Below are 15,899 nucleotides of genomic sequence, written 5' to 3' on the forward strand. Positions count from 1 at the left end.
CCCGGTCGTAAAGCCGGGCTTTTCTTTTTGCGGCAGCGGAGAGAAAGTGCCACAATAGTGGCTGTTTATACAGTATTTCAGGTTTCCGATGGCTTTAACCGCTGCGCTCAAGGCGCAAATTGGCGCATGGTATAAGGCGCTACAACAGCAGATCCCCGATTTTATTCCCCGAGCCCCGCAGCGGCAGATGATTGCCGACGTGGCAAAAACGCTCGCCGGGGACGACGGGCGACATCTGGCGATTGAAGCCCCGACCGGCGTCGGGAAAACCCTGTCGTATCTTATTCCCGGCATTGCCATCGCGCGGGAAGAAGATAAAACGCTGGTGGTCAGTACCGCTAACGTGGCCTTGCAGGATCAGATCTTCAGCAAAGATTTGCCGCTGCTGCGCAAAATTATCCCCGATTTACGGTTTACCGCCGCCTTTGGTCGCGGGCGCTACGTCTGTCCGCGCAATCTGGCGGCACTGGCCAGCAGTGAACCCTCCCAACAGGATCTGCTCGCGTTTCTTGATGACGAGCTGACGCCAAACAACAAGGCGGAGCAGGAGCAGTGCGCAAAGCTGAAGGCCGATCTCGACAGCTACAAGTGGGACGGCCTGCGGGATCACACCAACCAGGCGATCGGCGACGACCTGTGGCGCAGGCTCAGCACCGATAAAGCAAGCTGCCTGAACCGTAACTGTCACTACTATCGCGAGTGTCCGTTCTTTGTCGCCCGGCGTGAGATTCAGGAAGCGGAGGTGGTTGTCGCCAACCACGCGCTGGTCATGGCTGCACTGGAGAGTGAAGCGGTCCTGCCGGAGCCCAAAAACCTGCTGCTGGTGCTCGATGAAGGCCATCATCTGCCCGACGTGGCGCGAGATGCGCTGGAGATGAGCGCGGAAATTACCGCCCCGTGGTTTCGCCTGCAACTGGATCTGTTCTGCAAACTGGTGGCAACCTGCATGGAGCAGTTCCGTCCGAAAACCACGCCGCCGCTGGCGGTTCCGGAGCGGTTGAGCGAGCACTGTGAAGAGGTGTACAGCCTCATCGCCTCGCTGAATAATATTCTTAACCTGTATCTCCCCGCCACCCAGGAGGCGGAACACCGCTTTGCGATGGGTGAGTTGCCGCAGGAAGTGATGGAGATTTGCCAGCAGTTGGCGAAGCACCTGGAAAAGCTGCGCGGGCTGGCGGAGATGTTCTTAAACGATCTCAGCGAGAAAACCGGTACTCACGACGTGGTGCGTTTGCACCGCATTCTGCTGCAAATGAATCGTGCGCTGGGGATGTTTGAAGCGCAGAGCAAACTCTGGCGGCTGGCTTCGATGGCGCAGGCGTCCGGCGCGCCGGTGACTAAGTGGGCCACCCGCGAAGTACGAGACGGGCAGGGACATCTCTTCTTCCACTGCGTGGGCATCCGCGTGGCCGATCAGCTGGAAAAGCTGATCTGGCGCAGCGTGCCGCACGTGGTAGTGACGTCAGCGACTCTGCGTTCCCTGAACAGCTTTTCAAGGTTGCAGGAGATGAGCGGCCTGAAAGAGAAAGCGGGCGACCGTTTTGTGGCCCTGGACTCGCCGTTCAACCACTGTGAGCAGGGCAAGCTGGTCATTCCGCGCATGAATTATGAGCCGCTTATCGATAACGAAGAGCAGCATATTGCGGAAATGGCGGCCTACTTTCGCGAGCAGGTTGAGAGTAAAAAATACCCCGGTATGCTGGTGCTGTTTGCCAGCGGTCGGGCGATGCAACGCTTCCTGGAGCACGTCACCGATCTGCGCTTACTCCTGCTGGTGCAGGGCGATCAGCCGCGCTATCGGCTGGTGGAAACCCACCGTAAACGCATTGATAACGGCGAGCGCAGCGTGCTGGTGGGGTTACAGTCCTTTGCGGAAGGGCTTGATTTGAAAGGCGACTACCTGACGCAGGTGCATATCCATAAAATCGCCTTCCCGCCCATCGACAGCCCGGTGGTGATCACCGAAGGCGAATGGCTGAAAAGCCTTAACCGTTATCCGTTTGAAGTACAAAGCCTGCCTGCAGCGTCGTTTAACCTGATTCAGCAGGTCGGGCGCTTGATCCGTAGCCACGGCTGCTGGGGCGAGGTGGTGATTTATGACAAACGACTGCTCACCAAAAACTACGGCCAGCGGCTGCTGAATGCGCTGCCGATCTTCCCGATTGAGCAGCCGGACGTGCCGGAAGTAAAAAAACGCCCGACAAAACTGGCTGCCGGGCGTCGAAAAAGCTTCCGTGCTAAGGGGCGCGGTCCTACTGGTAAGTGAAGGTCACCTGGATCACGCTGCTGAACGTGCCGGCAGAGATGGGCATCGAGGTGGCGTAATAGCGTGCGGCCAGCGGGAACGTGGCCGTGTGGTCTGACGGGTTTATGGCAGCGTTAAAGGCGGCCTGCGGGGCAATCAGTATCTTGTCCTGACGATCTGCCAGCTCCAGTGCCAGCCCCTTTGCGCTACCGAGATTGGCAAATTTGGTGGGATGGGTGCTGTCGGCCTGACCGTAGAAAAAGGCGGTGGCAAGCGCCAGCGTGGCCGGGCAGTGCGACACCGAAAGGGAAAAGTCCTTCCACTCGCCGGTATCGCCCACGTCTTTAAAACTACCCGATGCCGCCTGGCCTAAGTCCACCGTCAGGTTGCGGCTGGCACTGTCAATGACGCATGTGTTGGCGTAAATGTTACCCGTCATCTGGATCTGTATATCATCGGCGTGGGCTTGGGCGATCAGCCCCAGCACGAGAATCAATGCGGTTTTTTTCATGACGTTCACTTATAAGCGAGGGTGATGGTTGCCACAGTATTGGCTGGCCCGGGGGTGACTACATTGCTGACCTGCTCGTAGCGAACCTCAAACGGGATCACCAGCGTTTCGTTGGCTACGGCCTGATTTTGGGTACTTACATAGGTACCGAAGGTGGCGAGATGGTCATCAAATAGCATTCTTACTCCGACGCCTGTAGCCATGCCGGTCTGCTGCGTGAGTTTGATCACCCCCTCAAATGCTGTGTCATATCCATTCGCGCTGGTGATTTTTAGCTCAGGCTGTACGGTTGTGTCACAGTTGACGGTGATATTAAATTTTTGAGCAGGGCTGGATAAAAAACCTACGCTGATGAAATCACTGACGGGAAAATCGCCCAAATTAACGGTGAGATTTTTCGGTAAAACGGAGCAGGTGACCTGATGAAGAATAACATTACCTGCATAGGCGATGTGGTTAGGGTTGCCGATCCCTTCATGGCCGAAAACGCCAATGCCAAATTCGGTTTGAGACTGCACCAGCGTACCGGATGTCACGGTGTCACTCGTTTTAACCAGCTCAAGCGTTATTTCAAAGCTAAAAGTCTGTGTTCCATCGGTAGAGACGTAGCCGACAGGCGTTCCACGTGAATCGCACTGCACGCCGCCAGCGCCGCTAATTCGCTGCCCGTGATCATTCATCAATGCTACGCCAATCCCCGGCACGCCGGATTCGTATACCCCCCTGAGCCCTGGCATTTCCGCTCCGGTGCCGTAGTAGCAGGAGACAATCTCCAGGCCGCTGTCGGTACTCTGATCGCAATGCCCGGCAACATGAACGCTCTGCTCTGTACCCGGGATAGTTGCGCCAACTGCCAGCGTCGTCGGGACAGAAATGGATGCCACGTTGATCATTTTGGGGAGATCCGGCGTGGTGCAGGTCGCCTTCGCATGCGGCATGAATAACGCAGCGGTTCCCAGAATCAGTAAGAAAAAGCACTGTTTAATCATTTGCATAATGTTTTGCCTTTAGGGGAGATCAGTGACACTGCGCGGCAGCGTTAATGATGCTGGTTTTCGCTTTCTCATCCGTGAGCACATAGTCAGCGACGCAATGCTCGTTTGCCTCCTGTCCCCAGGAAACGCGGAGATGCCCTTGCTGTGGCAGACCCGAGAGATAGGTCTGGCCGTCATTCCCGACGATAAATTCGCTGTCCTTGTCCTCGGTGGTAACCGTTGCGCCGAACGGCAGCGGTTTACCGTTTTGGGTGAGCGTCATCAGGACGCGATTGCCCACGCGCGTCGTGAAGCTGGCGCGCACAATGGCTCCGCGGGTTGGCGTCACAATTTGTGCCGCATGGGTGACGTCGGCGTCCTCCGGCAGCGTTTCCGTATCCAGCGCAATAGTGTTGTGGCGATACGCGGTGACGAACGGTACGACGGTGTAGCCGCGGAAGTCGGTTTCAACGCCGGTCTGGTTAGTGATATGCGTGCCGTGCGTACCCGGGGCTTTCACGAGCGCAATGGTCTCACCGAGCGGCTGGCTCAGCGTGATGCCGTTTGCATGGGCAATCACGCCTCCCTGCAAGCCGACGTTCAGTGTTTGCTGATATTTATCCTGACTGACGCCACCGCTCACTTCACCGTATGTCGCTTTGTAGTCGGCGTTAACGCTGGTGGAGTTACCGCTGCCGGTGCTGCTCAGCCCCTCCTGGAGATTCCAGTTCAGGTTGTCTTCTTTCAGGGCCGTACCGTTCAGGCCGATGTTCTGCGTGGTGCCATCTTTCGTGTTGTTCAGGTTGTACGTGGCCCAGGTGTTATGCATCCAGCGATCCAGCGGAACCGAAACGCTCAGCGAGAACTGGTTGTCGTTCGTCACCGCATTACCGTCCAGATCGCTGTCGTGGGTGTTTTTGTTCATGCTGTAGCTAAGGCTGTAGCTAACGCCGTGCCAGCTGTTGTTGTAGCTGACGCTCATGGAGGTCATGTCCTGGTTCTGGCTCCAGTAGGTTTCCTTCACCATGCTCAGCGTGACCGATCCCCAGCCTTCTGGTAGCGTCTGGTCGATGGTGGCTTCGGTACGGGCGCGGCGCTGCTGTGGCGCAGACCAGTTATCGGCGCGGGTATACGACTCCATGGTGTCGTCCAGGGTGTAAAACCCCTTGCTGTTGTAGCGATAGCCCGCAAGCGAAAAGTTGGTGCCTGAACCGGCGAAATCTTTGCTGTAGCGTACGCGCCACGATTTGCCTGTGCTGGACTGCTGTTTTTTCAGCAGGGCTCTGGCGCGAGTCACGTCAATGGAGAACGCCCCTAAATCACCCATGTTTTTCCCGGCGCCTATCGCCTGCGACTGATAATGACTGCTCTGCTGTACGCCGCCGTAGGCCGTGAAGCCGTGGGGTAAACCATAGATGGCGCTCCCCTGAGCAAACGGGGTCTTTTCAACATCTTTGTCATAAGAACGATAACGCCCGGCAGTTACGCTGTAGCGCAGGTTTTTTTCACGCTGCAATACCGGAACGGAGGCAAACGGCACCACGAAATGACTTTCGCTGCCGTCAGTTTCTTTCACCGTGACCTGGAGGTCGCCGCTGCTGCCGGTGGGGTAGAGATCGTTAATTTCGAAGGCCCCCGGCGCGACCGTGTTCTGATAAATCACGTACCCGTTCTGGCGCACCATCACCAGCGCGTTGCTGTGGGCGGTGCCACGAATAATAGGCGCATAGCCTTTTTCGCTGTCGGGAAGCATGTCGTTATCGGATTTCAGCTCCACGCCGGTGTAAGGGACACTGTCAAAAACATCAGCAGGTGATGAGCTCTGGCCAACGGTGATATCGCTTTTCATCGCCACAATATCGCGTTGCGCATAGGTATAAACGGAGGTGAATTTCTGTTCCTCCTCATTGCCTGTGGTGCTGCGATTCCAGGTGGAATAGTTGCGAAGGCGCCATGCGCCAACGTTTAAACCCGGACGCAGGTTTACGTACTGGCTACTGCTATCCTCTTCACCCTGCTGGCGCGCATGGCTCTGGCTGGCGTTGACGCTGTAATTAAGCAGGCCCGCGTTGATCCCTTCGTCAAACTCTTTCGGGTCGATGTAACCGCGTGGCACCTGTCCGAGCGCCTTTTGCGGAATGCTTAGCAGCAGCTGCTGGTTGCGAACGTGAAAGATTGCAGATGAAGCAGGGATGACACCTAGATCGGCACACTGGCCTTTGGCCATTAGCTGAGGAAACTTTTGGGTCTTGATACCGAGGCTTTTTAATTCACCCATGCTAAAGCAAGGTTGTAACGTTTCGTTGCCCTGCGAATCTTTCTCAAGCGTAAAGGTCACGTTGCGGGTATCAATTTTATTATTATTGATAAACACCGCGACCTCATATTTCCCCGGTGCCTGGCCGGGACCTTTTTCATAGACGGACAGATCGGTTTTACCCTGCTGGGGATTATCAATATCCAGCAAGGCGGGGTTAAAATAATCATCAGCCATAACCTGCTGCGCAAAGATGGCTATTGCCAGGCCACAGAGAATGACCAGCAATGAAGACATTCGGCAGGTGAACGGCTTTTTGTGGCTGTACATGATTATTTTATTACCGGAACAATTAATGAACGGATTTCGACCAGGAATGGCTGATGCTGCCGTAATCATTAATAATGGAATACGTCACGTTTGAGCCCCCGACATTACCCGGTATGGCAAAATGTGTTTCTGATTTCGGAACAGCCCAGGTCGCTTTTGTGACTTTCTGACCGTTAAGCGTGACGGTCTGGAAATTCATATAGAAAGGCGTAGGGTTATTCACCACCAGGTCGTTACCTTCGCGATGCCATTCAAGCTTATCCGCCACATCTTCTGGTCGGCCTTTTACCGCGGACGGGCGATACAGCAATTTAATGCGGGTATTAATGGCAATTTGCAGCGTATTTACTCCCTCAACGTGTTTTGAGGAAGGGATCGCTTTGATATTCAACCAGTACAGAGATTCCCTGTCTTCCGGTAAATTTCCGCCCGTGCGTACCACGCGCAGAACGTTATCTTCTTTTGCATCCAGACGGAAAAGCGGCGGGGTGATCAGGAATGGGGCTTTGGCCGGGTTTTTACCGCCAGAATCGACCCAGGACTGTACCAGATAATCCGTCGTATCCGGGTTTGACAGGCCAAGAGATGATTCCTTTTTATCTCCCTGATAGACCAGCCGGGTACCATTAATCACGACACCCGCATGTGCAGAGGCTGCTATCAGTAAAAGAGTGCTCAGTAAATAACCGTGGCGCATAAAGATTTCTCAATAAATAGAAGAGATATTAATGCCCGCAAAAGCATTAATATCTCAGGATTGATAAGATCAGTTATAAATAACGGTGAAAGTCGATACAGAGTTGGCAGGGCCTGCGGTAATGGCGGCCTGAGTTTGAATATAACGCGCACCGAATTCCAGGTCGTTAACTGCCGTGCCGGAGGCTAAAGGATATTGCTGCGAAGGCGTATACAGAGTGACAGGCTGCCCGGAAGCATCCATCAACTGAATGGCTACACCGGTTGCCGCATCGGTATCTGGCGTTAATGCCAGCGCGGCATTATTATCCGCATCCGGGGTACCACCGAAGTTAATCGCAGCCGAGGTCACTGTTTCCGGACAATTGGTTAACTTAATATCAAACTTCGTTGATGTGCTGGTAGAGCCTGCGCCGGTAAATACCGTTTTAGACACCTTACCCAACTGAACGTTTAATGGATTACTTAATCCATTCACGACCTGGCAAGCAGAATCAATAATTTCACCGGTGAAATTAATCTGACCTTCACCGTTAGTTGCCGCAAATGCGGATGCAGAACATCCCACCGTTGCGGCGATAAAAAAACCTAATGCAACCTTGTTCATAGTTAATCCTGATGTGATTCTGGTAAAAGCGTTGCCTGGACGTTTTTACCGTTGACCCTTAATGATTTTTCGATGTTTATTTAATCAAAAAAAGGGTCGCTGCGGATCTTTTGTCCCAATCACAAATAATGTAAATAGTGCTTGAGTTTAATTTTTTTATATGAAAACAGCAGGTTGATAATGATCACAAAACACTATCGGGTCTGTGTTCATCGGGCTATATTGTTAACAAGATAATGCAGTCAGGAGAAATGTCGTGGATTACCGCAAAATTATCAAAGAGGTAGGGCGTGGGAAAAACCACGCTCGCGATCTGGACCAGGAAACAGCCCGCGCGTTGTACACGCATATGCTGAATGGCGACGTGCCGGAACTGGAAATGGGCGGCATTTTGATTGCGCTGCGTATTAAAGGGGAAGGTGAGGCGGAGATGCGCGGCTTTTATGAGGCCATGCAGTCGCAGACCATGCGCTTAACCCCGCCCGTCACGAAGCCGATGCCAATTGTGATCCCGACCTACAACGGCGCGCGTAAGCAGGCAAACCTCACGCCGCTGCTGGCTATTCTGTTGCAGAAACTCGGTTTCCCGGTAGTAGTGCATGGCGTGAGCGAAGATCCGACGCGCGTGCTGACAGAAACCATCCTGGCGTTGTTAGGTATTGAACCGACCCTCCATGCCGGTCAGGCACAGGCAAAGCTGGAGGGGAATCAGCCGGTCTATATCCCCGTTAGCGCGCTCTGCCCACCGCTGGAAAAGCAGCTGGACATGCGCTGGCGCATGGGCGTACGTAACAGCGCTCACACCCTGGCGAAGCTGGCGACGCCGTTTGCCGAAGACGCCGCGCTGCGTCTTTCCAGCGTCTCCCATCCGGAATACGTGACGCGAGTCGGGCAATTCTTTGCCGAAATCGGTGGACGCGCGCTGCTGATGCACGGGACAGAAGGCGAGGTTTACGCCAACCCGCAGCGTTGTCCACAGCTGATGCTGATTGAGCCCGCCGGGACGCGGGTCGTTGTCGAACGTGGGGAAGAGAACAGAGATGCGATCCTGCCTGAGTCGAAAGATCCGCAGGTCACCGCGCGCTGGATTGTGCAGTGTCTGGCCGGGAAGGTGCCGGTTCCGCAGTCAATCAAGCTGCAAATGGCCTGCTGCCTTCTGGCTGCAGGGGAAGTCGAGTCCGTGGAAGCCGGGTTGCAGCGCGTGGCGCAGTCATTTTAAGCAAAAAAAAGCCCGTCCAGTGGCGGACGGGCAAACAAGGGTAACAACAACAGGGTCAATGAGGGTTGGAGCATCTCACCAGAGGGTATGGCGAGGGTGGAGCATAATTTGTTCGATTACTTGTAGATAACCGCAGTACCGCTCAGTTTGTTATTACCGTTAGTGGAAGTGATGGTGTATCCACTTGCGCCCGCGGCGGCAGCTTTTTCAGCCAGTTTTGCTTCCAGACCGTCCAGCGTGGTCGCGCCTTCAGCACTCACCACACCGATTTTGTTCAGATCCTGTGCCTGAGTAGAGGAGACTGGCTCTACAGCGAAAGCGCCGAAAGACAGAGCGGACAGGGCAACAGCGGCAACAGCATATTTGATGGTTTTCATAGGTCAATTCTCGCAGGTTATTCTGTTAAGGGGACGATGTTCCGTCGATGTGATAAGTATCACGCTTTTTAGCGGAAGATAAAATCGAAGAGAATTGACGTGGTTGGTCAAAAAAATTGAATGACAAATAACTTATTGATTATTAATAAAATCAGAAGCGCAATTGACACTTCTTGCGGATACGCTTTACAGACACAATCAGAAGGGCACGTTTTGCTACGCGCTTCGCTGAAAGTCGTGAGCGTAAAGTAAACTGTTGGTGCGGTTAACTACGGTAAAGGAAAGTCAACGTAACTGGCTGTCTTTCGATCCTCTACGATTATATCCTGAATGTGAAGCATTTTTTGAATCTTTCTCCTGCTGACAGGTGATGCAAAGCCGTACTCCGGGAATGGCTTTACGTCGTGCCTCAGGAATGGGATCCCCGCACTCTTCGCATTCCGTCAAACTTTCGCCGCGCGGAATTTCACCGCGAGCACGCGCAACCGCATCTTCAATGGTACTGTTGATCTGTTCGTTAACGGCGTCGTCATTCGCCCAGCCGGAAGCCATGATGTTCTCCTGAAAGGGTCAAGTCATGCATTTTAATATGGGGTGAAAAAACGCACAGTCAAGGCGCAGGCAGAGAGAACTGCATCTGCCGGGCAGATGCAGTTTGGAAGGCGGTAAGTTATTTATAGATAGTCGCTGTACCGTACATATGGTTATCGCCACCGGCGGCGTTCACCACGAAGCCTTTAGCGCCTTCCTGACGGGCTTTTTCGGCCAGCTTGTCCTGAAGGTCATCAAGGTTGCTTGCCCGGCTGACAGAGACCGTCCCAGCCGCGCGTAGCTGGCTGGTGTCGGTACTGTCGGTCAGAGGTTGAACGGACAAGGCAGAGAATGATGCGCCTGCCAGCGCACCCGCAATAATAAAGGTCAGATACTTTTTCATAATCACATCCTCAGGGGAAACAACAGGTGATTCCTGTTAAGTTTAGAAGCCTGATGCGTGTGATTTAGCGCAAAAATTTGATGATGATCTGCTTATTTTTTGAACGATAAATTCTGACAATTTGTTGACAGATCATAGACATACAGGTCGCTGATTTTTGTCGTTTTTTTGTGCGACTCAGACAGATATTTACCCCCGCGCCGTCACAGGGTATCTTACGCGGCTGTTTAAAGGAGAATGCCATGACTTCCCACAAGCCGGGATTGCACCCGCGTAACCGCCACCGTAGCCGCTACGATATGAAAGCCCTGTGTCTGAGCTGCCCTGAATTGCAGGGTTTTATCGTTCAGACACCAGCCGGTGAACCGTCGGTAAACTTTGCCGATCCGCTGGCGGTTAAAACGCTGAACAAAGCGCTGCTGGCCCATTTTTATGGTGTGACGCACTGGGACATCCCTGATGGCTTTCTCTGCCCGCCGGTCCCGGGCCGTGCGGATTACGTCCATCATCTTGCCGATCTGCTGGCGGATGACCACGATGGCGTAGTGCCGAAACAGGCTACCGTCCTTGATATCGGTACGGGCGCGAACCTGATCTACCCCCTGATAGGCGCACATGAGTACCAGTGGCGATTTACCGGCAGCGAGATCGGTGATGAGGCCTTCGCCAGCGCGCAGGCCATTATCAACGCTAACCCGGGGTTAAGCCGGGCCGTTCGTCTGCGTCGTCAGAAGGATGCCGCTGCTATTTTCACCGGCATTATTCATAAGAACGAACAATATGATGCCACCCTGTGCAACCCGCCATTCCACGACTCCGCCGCGTCCGCGCGTGCGGGAAGTGAACGCAAGCGGCGTAACCTGGGCCAGGCCGAAGATGGCGCGCTGAATTTTGGCGGCCATCAGCAGGAGCTGTGGTGCGAGGGCGGGGAAGTGGCCTTTATTTTGCGCATGATTGCCGAGAGTAAAGGCTTCGGTCGTCAGGTGAAATGGTTTACCACGCTGGTCTCTCGTGGCGATAACCTGCCGCCGCTTTACCGCGCGCTGACCGAAGCCGGCGCGGTGAAGGTGGTCAAAAAAGAGATGGCGCAGGGTCAGAAGCAGAGCCGCTTTATTGCCTGGTCCTTTATGGACGATAACAAACGTCGCAAATAATCGTTTCTCGGGCCGGGAAAGGCGAAGCCGCCACCCGGCTCGGTTACAGCGTCGGCTCCTGTGGAGGGAGCGGCGAAGCGGGCGGCGACAATACCTGATACGTCTGCACCGGCGCTCTCACGTTCGCCAGATCGAAGTGTTTTTTCACCATGCTGTCCAGGGCAAAGCGCACCGTCCACTGTTTCAGCGGCTGGGTGGTGAACGACACGCGCAGGGTAAAGGCAGTGTTCGTCAGCCCGACGATGCCCGCAAACGACGGCTCACCAATTACCAGCCCGCGAATATCCTCCATCTCCATCAGTTCGCTCACCGCATCCCGCAGCGCCTGTTTCGCCTTATCTGCATCTTCGTGACGATCGACATCATAATTCGCCACCACCGAACCAATGCCGCGCACAAAGTTGGCAAAGGTGGTGATCGATGACCACGGAATAATGTGGTACGCCCCGGTATCCTGACGTACGCCGACGGAGCGAATGGACATCCTCTCCACCGTGCCGGTAAGCGGTCCGATGGTCACCAGATCCCCGGTGTTCATCCCGTTCTCAAACTGGATAAAAATGCCGGTGATAATATCCTTCACCAGCGTCTGCGAACCAAAGGAGATCGCCAGTCCCAGGGCACCGGCACCCGCCAGCAGTGGGGCGATATTTACGCCGATTTCCGACAACACAATCATGATGGTAATGGTGCTAATGATCACCGCCAGCGCGTTGCGGAACAGCGTCAGCAGCGTGCGGGCGCGGGCGCTCGGCAGCGGCCTGCCGTGGACATCCGACACCAGACGGTTTTCGATAAGGCTTGCCAGCAGCGTCCAGCCGACGGCGGAGAAGAACAGGATCAGCGCGATACGAATAAGAATATCGACGGTCTTTTCCCCGGCGCCGTTATGCAGCCAGTTCCAGAAATCAAACAGTCCCCACGCATTCAGCAGCAGCATAATTGCCACGCAGACCGTCAAAATACGCGCCACCTTCAGCGACACCGATGTCCAGCCATTTACCCGTTTTTGCAGCTCGGGGTAATTACGCTGAACCTGCGGCGACAGGGTGATCGTCTTCGACAGCCAGCGGGAGAGCAGGCCAGAAACAAAGGCCGCGATGCCGATAATCGCCAGGCTTTTGAACGTCGCCCCCATCATAAATTTCAGGCTGTTGCCCGGATCGAACAGCGAGAAGAAACACAGCACAATAAAATAGGCGCTGGCCAGCCAGTGCCACACCAGCGCAAAGGCGCGAATAAAGAGGCTGAAAAAGGAGAGGGAGCGATCGGCCAGGTGAAGCAGACTGTCGGTGATCGCTTTTTTATTGTGGAAGATGAGGTACAGCGCCCAGACGGTAATACAGAGCATGATCAGCACGTTCGCCAGGGCCCCGAACTGCACGTTAACCTGGTTGGAAATAATCGGGACGGCGACCAGCAGGCCATAGCCGATCAACCCGCTCAGCACGCTGAGCCGAACCGCCCAGTATTTGGCGCTCCGATCCGAAATGGCGAACGGGCGAAGTTCCGGCACGCGCGGACAGAATATTAACCGCAGGAGCGCCTTAAAGAACTCGATCAGGGCAAAGGCGTTCAGGAACAGCCCCTGCTGAAAGGCGATGGTTTTGTTCCCGGTATTAAGACGGTCGGCCAGCATCTGGCCGACAAACAGCGTCAGCGCCAGCAGCAGCAAATCGATGATAAAGGCCCCGGTAATCATTGCCGGAAGATGCAGCCAGCTGCTTTTATGCTGATTCTTTTTACGTCCCCAGTGGCCCATCTTCCGGTAAAGCGGCCAGACAGACAGGCGCAACAGCCAGTAAAAAATGAATACCGCGGCGGCCAGAATAGAAAACTGGGTCGCGGCTGCAGAAAAGGTGTGGGGATTAAAAGGCTTATGCGAGGTGCCAACAAGGTTGCGATAGAGCTGGGCAAAACGCGACGACAGGGCTTCCCCGTAGCGGCGACTGATATCGGTGACGTTTTCCAGTACCGTCTTTTCGTCTTCGACTTCCGGCGGCGCGATAGTCGGAACCGGATCCTGAGGCGGTGTGGCGGCCACTTTCCTCAACTGATCGATAAGTTCCTGCCGGGACGTGTCGTTCTCAAGCACGTCGGCAAGTGCGCTGTAAGCGGCTTTTTTCTTTTCAGCGTCGGGTTCTGGCGGCGCATTTTGCTGGGTGGCGGTGGCTCCGGTGGTGACGCCGGGAATGGTTACAGCAAGTGATGGCGCGCTAAACAGGGTAAACAGTAGCAACAGGATCCACGGCACGGCGTCCTCCGACAAAAATATCGTGCAAAATGATAAGTATAGAGCGCGCGGAGCGGAGGGGAGTTTTTGGGAACAATCCGGCATAAAAAAGCCGGGCATGCCCGGCTCTGTGTATGGCTATCAGGAGACGTGTTGCAGGAACTCCTGGAGGCGCTGGCTAGGTGGGTTCGCAATCAGCGCCTGCGGATTACCGTCTTCCGCGATGCGGCCCTTATCAATGAAGATCAGACGGGACGCCACTTTTTCGGCAAAGCCGATTTCGTGGGTAACGATCACCATCGTCATGCCTTCTTCTGCCAGATCCTGCATCACTTTCAGCACCTCGTGACGCAGCTCCGGGTCGAGTGCGGACGTTGGCTCATCAAACAGCATCATCTTTGGCTTCACCGCCAGCGCACGGGCAATGGCCACGCGCTGCTGCTGGCCACCGGACAGCTCGGAAGGATAGTGGTGGGCACGCTCTGCCAGACCCACTTTCGCCAGCAGATCTTTTGCCAGCGTTTCTGCCGCCGCTTTGCTGGCCCCACGCACGCGCAAAGGACCGAACATCACGTTTTCCAGCGCCGTCAGGTGCGGGAACAGGTAGAACTGCTGGAACACCATGCCCGCTTCCTGGCGGATCAGGCGCTCGTCCACTTTCGGATCGTTCACCTTCAGACCATCGACGATCAAATCGCCGCTGGTGATCTCCTCGAGCTTGTTAATACAGCGCAGCAGGGTGGATTTTCCGGAACCCGACGGCCCGATGATCACCACCACTTCACCCTGCCTGATGTTCAAATCGATATTGTGCAGCACCTGGGTTGGACCAAAGTGCTTGGAAACATTTTTAAATTCAATCACAGGATTTTCATCCTTCTTTCAAGACGACGCAGAACAAAGCTCAGGACAAGCGTGATAATCAGGTAGACAACGGCGACCGCACTCCAGATTTCCAGGGCGCGGAAGTTACCCGCGATGATCTCCTGGCCCTGACGGGTCAGCTCGGCCACGCCGATAACAATAAACAGCGAGGTGTCTTTAATGCTGATGATCCACTGGTTGCCCAGCGGCGGCAGCATGCGGCGCAGCGCCAGCGGCAGGATCACGTGACGGATCGTTTCGCGACGGGAAAGACCTAACGCCAGGCCAGCTTCGCTGAAGCCTTTATGAATCGACAGCACCGCACCGCGGGTGATTTCCGCAATGTAGGCGCCGGAGTTAATCATAATGGTGACGACAGCTGCGCTGAACGGGTCAATGCGCAGATCGTTGAAGGCCATCGGCAGGGCGAAGTAGATAAACATGACCTGCACCACAATGGGGGTGCCACGGATCACTTCGATGAAAACCAGTGCGATGTGGTTTGCAATCCAGCCGCCGTAGGTGCGGGCGAAACCGGCCACCAGACCGATAATTAACCCGCCAACCAGACCGAGGACCGAAATCCACAAGGTCATTTTAGCGCCTTCAAGCAAGAGAGGAATGGCAGGCCAGATGGCGCTCCAGTCAAACTGCATGATGTATTCCTGTATACCGTGGTGAAAAACGAAAAACGTAGGCCCGGTAAGCGGTAGCGCCACCGGGCGTTACAAACCTGAAGTCAGGTGAAATTATTTAGGCTCGGTACCGAACCATTTTTTGTAGATTTCGTTATAGGTGCCGTTCTCTTTCAGGGTTTTCAGCGCGCCGTTAACTTTATTACGCAGGTCGTCGCTGCCTTTCGGGAACGCAATACCGTACTGCTGAGCTTCCAGGGAATCACCTACCGCTTTGAACTTGCCGTTACCGGCGGTTTTGATGAAGTAAAGGATGTTAGGCGTGTCGTGCAGCACCGCGTCTGCGCGGTTGGTGCCCAGTTCCATGTAAGCGTTGTCGATGTTCGGGAACTGACGCAGGTCTTTGGTTTTGATATTGGCTTTCGCGTAATCAACGGAACCGGTGCCGCTCTTCACGGCGACCACTTTACCGTCGAGATCTTTCACGCTTTTCACGTCGTTGTTATCCGCTTTCACCATCACCAGCAGGCCGCTTTTGTAGTAGCCATCAGAGAAATCGATAGCTTTTTTACGCTCTTCGGTAATGGTGATGCCCGCCAGCGCCAGGTCAACGTTTTTGGTTTGCAGTGCCGGGATAATGCCGCTGAAATCCATTGGCTTCAGGGTGTAATCCAGTTTGAGTTCTTTTGCGACAGCGGCCCACAGATCAACGTCAAAACCAACGTATTTATCACCCTGTTTGAATTCAAACGGTACGAACGCCGTGTCAGTCGCCACAACCAGTTTGTCGGCAGCCTGCGAGGACACCGCAAACGCCAGGGTAAGTGCAGCCAGTGAAACTTTTAATACAGACTTCATAGCAT

The 15,899-nt window shown here is 54.6% G+C and carries 15 protein-coding genes; 3 read left to right on the forward strand and 12 right to left on the reverse strand.

What is annotated here, in order from left to right; all coding sequences use genetic code 11:
• Positions 1 to 88 precede the first annotated feature (88 nt).
• On the forward strand, positions 89 to 2,266 hold the full coding sequence (gene dinG / locus L2Y28_RS06620; RefSeq protein WP_022647511.1) for an ATP-dependent DNA helicase DinG: 2,178 nt from the start codon (positions 89 to 91) through the stop codon (positions 2,264 to 2,266).
• Here dinG and L2Y28_RS06625 read toward each other — a convergent pair.
• From L2Y28_RS06625 to L2Y28_RS06645, 5 genes are all read right to left on the reverse strand, one after another.
• Entirely contained in the window at positions 2,253 to 2,756 is a 504-nt protein-coding gene (locus L2Y28_RS06625) for a fimbrial protein (protein ID WP_022647512.1), read from the reverse strand. The genes dinG and L2Y28_RS06625 overlap by 14 nt on opposite strands.
• A 5-nt stretch (positions 2,757 to 2,761) precedes the next feature.
• A complete protein-coding gene (locus L2Y28_RS06630) occupies positions 2,762 to 3,751 on the reverse strand; it encodes a fimbrial protein (RefSeq protein WP_022647513.1) in 990 nt (329 codons plus the stop codon).
• Between the two features lie 22 nt (positions 3,752 to 3,773).
• Complete coding sequence (locus tag L2Y28_RS06635) at positions 3,774 to 6,317, reverse strand: fimbria/pilus outer membrane usher protein (protein WP_022647514.1); 2,544 nt, start codon at positions 6,315 to 6,317, stop codon at positions 3,774 to 3,776.
• Positions 6,318 to 6,339: 22 nt separating this feature from the next.
• Complete coding sequence (locus L2Y28_RS06640) at positions 6,340 to 7,014, reverse strand: molecular chaperone (protein WP_022647515.1); 675 nt, start codon at positions 7,012 to 7,014, stop codon at positions 6,340 to 6,342.
• A 69-nt stretch (positions 7,015 to 7,083) separates the two neighbouring features.
• A complete protein-coding gene (locus L2Y28_RS06645; RefSeq protein WP_022647516.1) occupies positions 7,084 to 7,620 on the reverse strand; it encodes a fimbrial protein in 537 nt (178 codons plus the stop codon).
• 256 nt (positions 7,621 to 7,876) lie between these two features.
• Here L2Y28_RS06645 and ybiB point away from each other — a divergent pair, with 256 nt between their 5' ends.
• Positions 7,877 to 8,839 (forward strand): DNA-binding protein YbiB, encoded by a 963-nt coding sequence (gene ybiB, locus L2Y28_RS06650; protein ID WP_022647517.1) that lies wholly within the window; start codon positions 7,877 to 7,879, stop codon positions 8,837 to 8,839.
• Between the two features lie 116 nt (positions 8,840 to 8,955).
• On the opposite strand, the gene ybiJ is transcribed toward ybiB, so the two are convergent.
• From ybiJ to mcbA, 3 genes are all read right to left on the reverse strand, one after another.
• Entirely contained in the window at positions 8,956 to 9,216 is a 261-nt protein-coding gene (gene ybiJ / locus L2Y28_RS06655; RefSeq protein WP_003858474.1) for a DUF1471 family protein YbiJ, read from the reverse strand.
• A 285-nt stretch (positions 9,217 to 9,501) separates the two neighbouring features.
• A complete protein-coding gene (locus L2Y28_RS06660) occupies positions 9,502 to 9,768 on the reverse strand; it encodes a DksA/TraR family C4-type zinc finger protein (RefSeq protein ID WP_022647518.1) in 267 nt (88 codons plus the stop codon).
• 118 nt (positions 9,769 to 9,886) lie between these two features.
• Positions 9,887 to 10,150, reverse strand: a complete 264-nt coding sequence (gene mcbA, locus L2Y28_RS06665; protein WP_022647519.1) for a DUF1471 family periplasmic protein McbA — start codon at positions 10,148 to 10,150, stop codon at positions 9,887 to 9,889.
• 242 nt (positions 10,151 to 10,392) lie between these two features.
• On the opposite strand from mcbA, the gene rlmF reads away from it, so the two are divergent.
• Positions 10,393 to 11,304 carry a 23S rRNA (adenine(1618)-N(6))-methyltransferase RlmF gene (gene rlmF, locus L2Y28_RS06670; RefSeq protein WP_022647520.1) on the forward strand — a complete coding sequence of 304 codons (912 nt, stop codon included), beginning with the start codon at positions 10,393 to 10,395 and terminating at the stop codon, positions 11,302 to 11,304.
• Positions 11,305 to 11,347: 43 nt separating this feature from the next.
• On the opposite strand, the gene ybiO is transcribed toward rlmF, so the two are convergent.
• From ybiO to glnH, 4 genes are all read right to left on the reverse strand, one after another.
• Positions 11,348 to 13,558 (reverse strand): mechanosensitive channel protein, encoded by a 2,211-nt coding sequence (gene ybiO / locus L2Y28_RS06675; RefSeq protein ID WP_022647521.1) that lies wholly within the window; start codon positions 13,556 to 13,558, stop codon positions 11,348 to 11,350.
• Between the two features lie 120 nt (positions 13,559 to 13,678).
• Positions 13,679 to 14,401: a glutamine ABC transporter ATP-binding protein GlnQ gene (gene glnQ, locus L2Y28_RS06680; protein WP_022647522.1), complete on the reverse strand. Its 723-nt coding sequence runs from the start codon at positions 14,399 to 14,401 to the stop codon at positions 13,679 to 13,681.
• Positions 14,398 to 15,057: a glutamine ABC transporter permease GlnP gene (gene glnP, locus L2Y28_RS06685; protein WP_010428919.1), complete on the reverse strand. Its 660-nt coding sequence runs from the start codon at positions 15,055 to 15,057 to the stop codon at positions 14,398 to 14,400. The genes glnQ and glnP overlap by 4 nt, the downstream gene beginning before the upstream one ends.
• 93 nt (positions 15,058 to 15,150) lie before the next feature.
• Positions 15,151 to 15,894: a glutamine ABC transporter substrate-binding protein GlnH gene (glnH, locus tag L2Y28_RS06690; RefSeq protein ID WP_003858455.1), complete on the reverse strand. Its 744-nt coding sequence runs from the start codon at positions 15,892 to 15,894 to the stop codon at positions 15,151 to 15,153.
• Positions 15,895 to 15,899: the final 5 nt, after the last annotated feature.

The organism is Enterobacter sp. JH25, assembly GCF_021725435.1.
Lineage (GTDB): Bacteria > Pseudomonadota > Gammaproteobacteria > Enterobacterales > Enterobacteriaceae > Enterobacter > Enterobacter intestinihominis.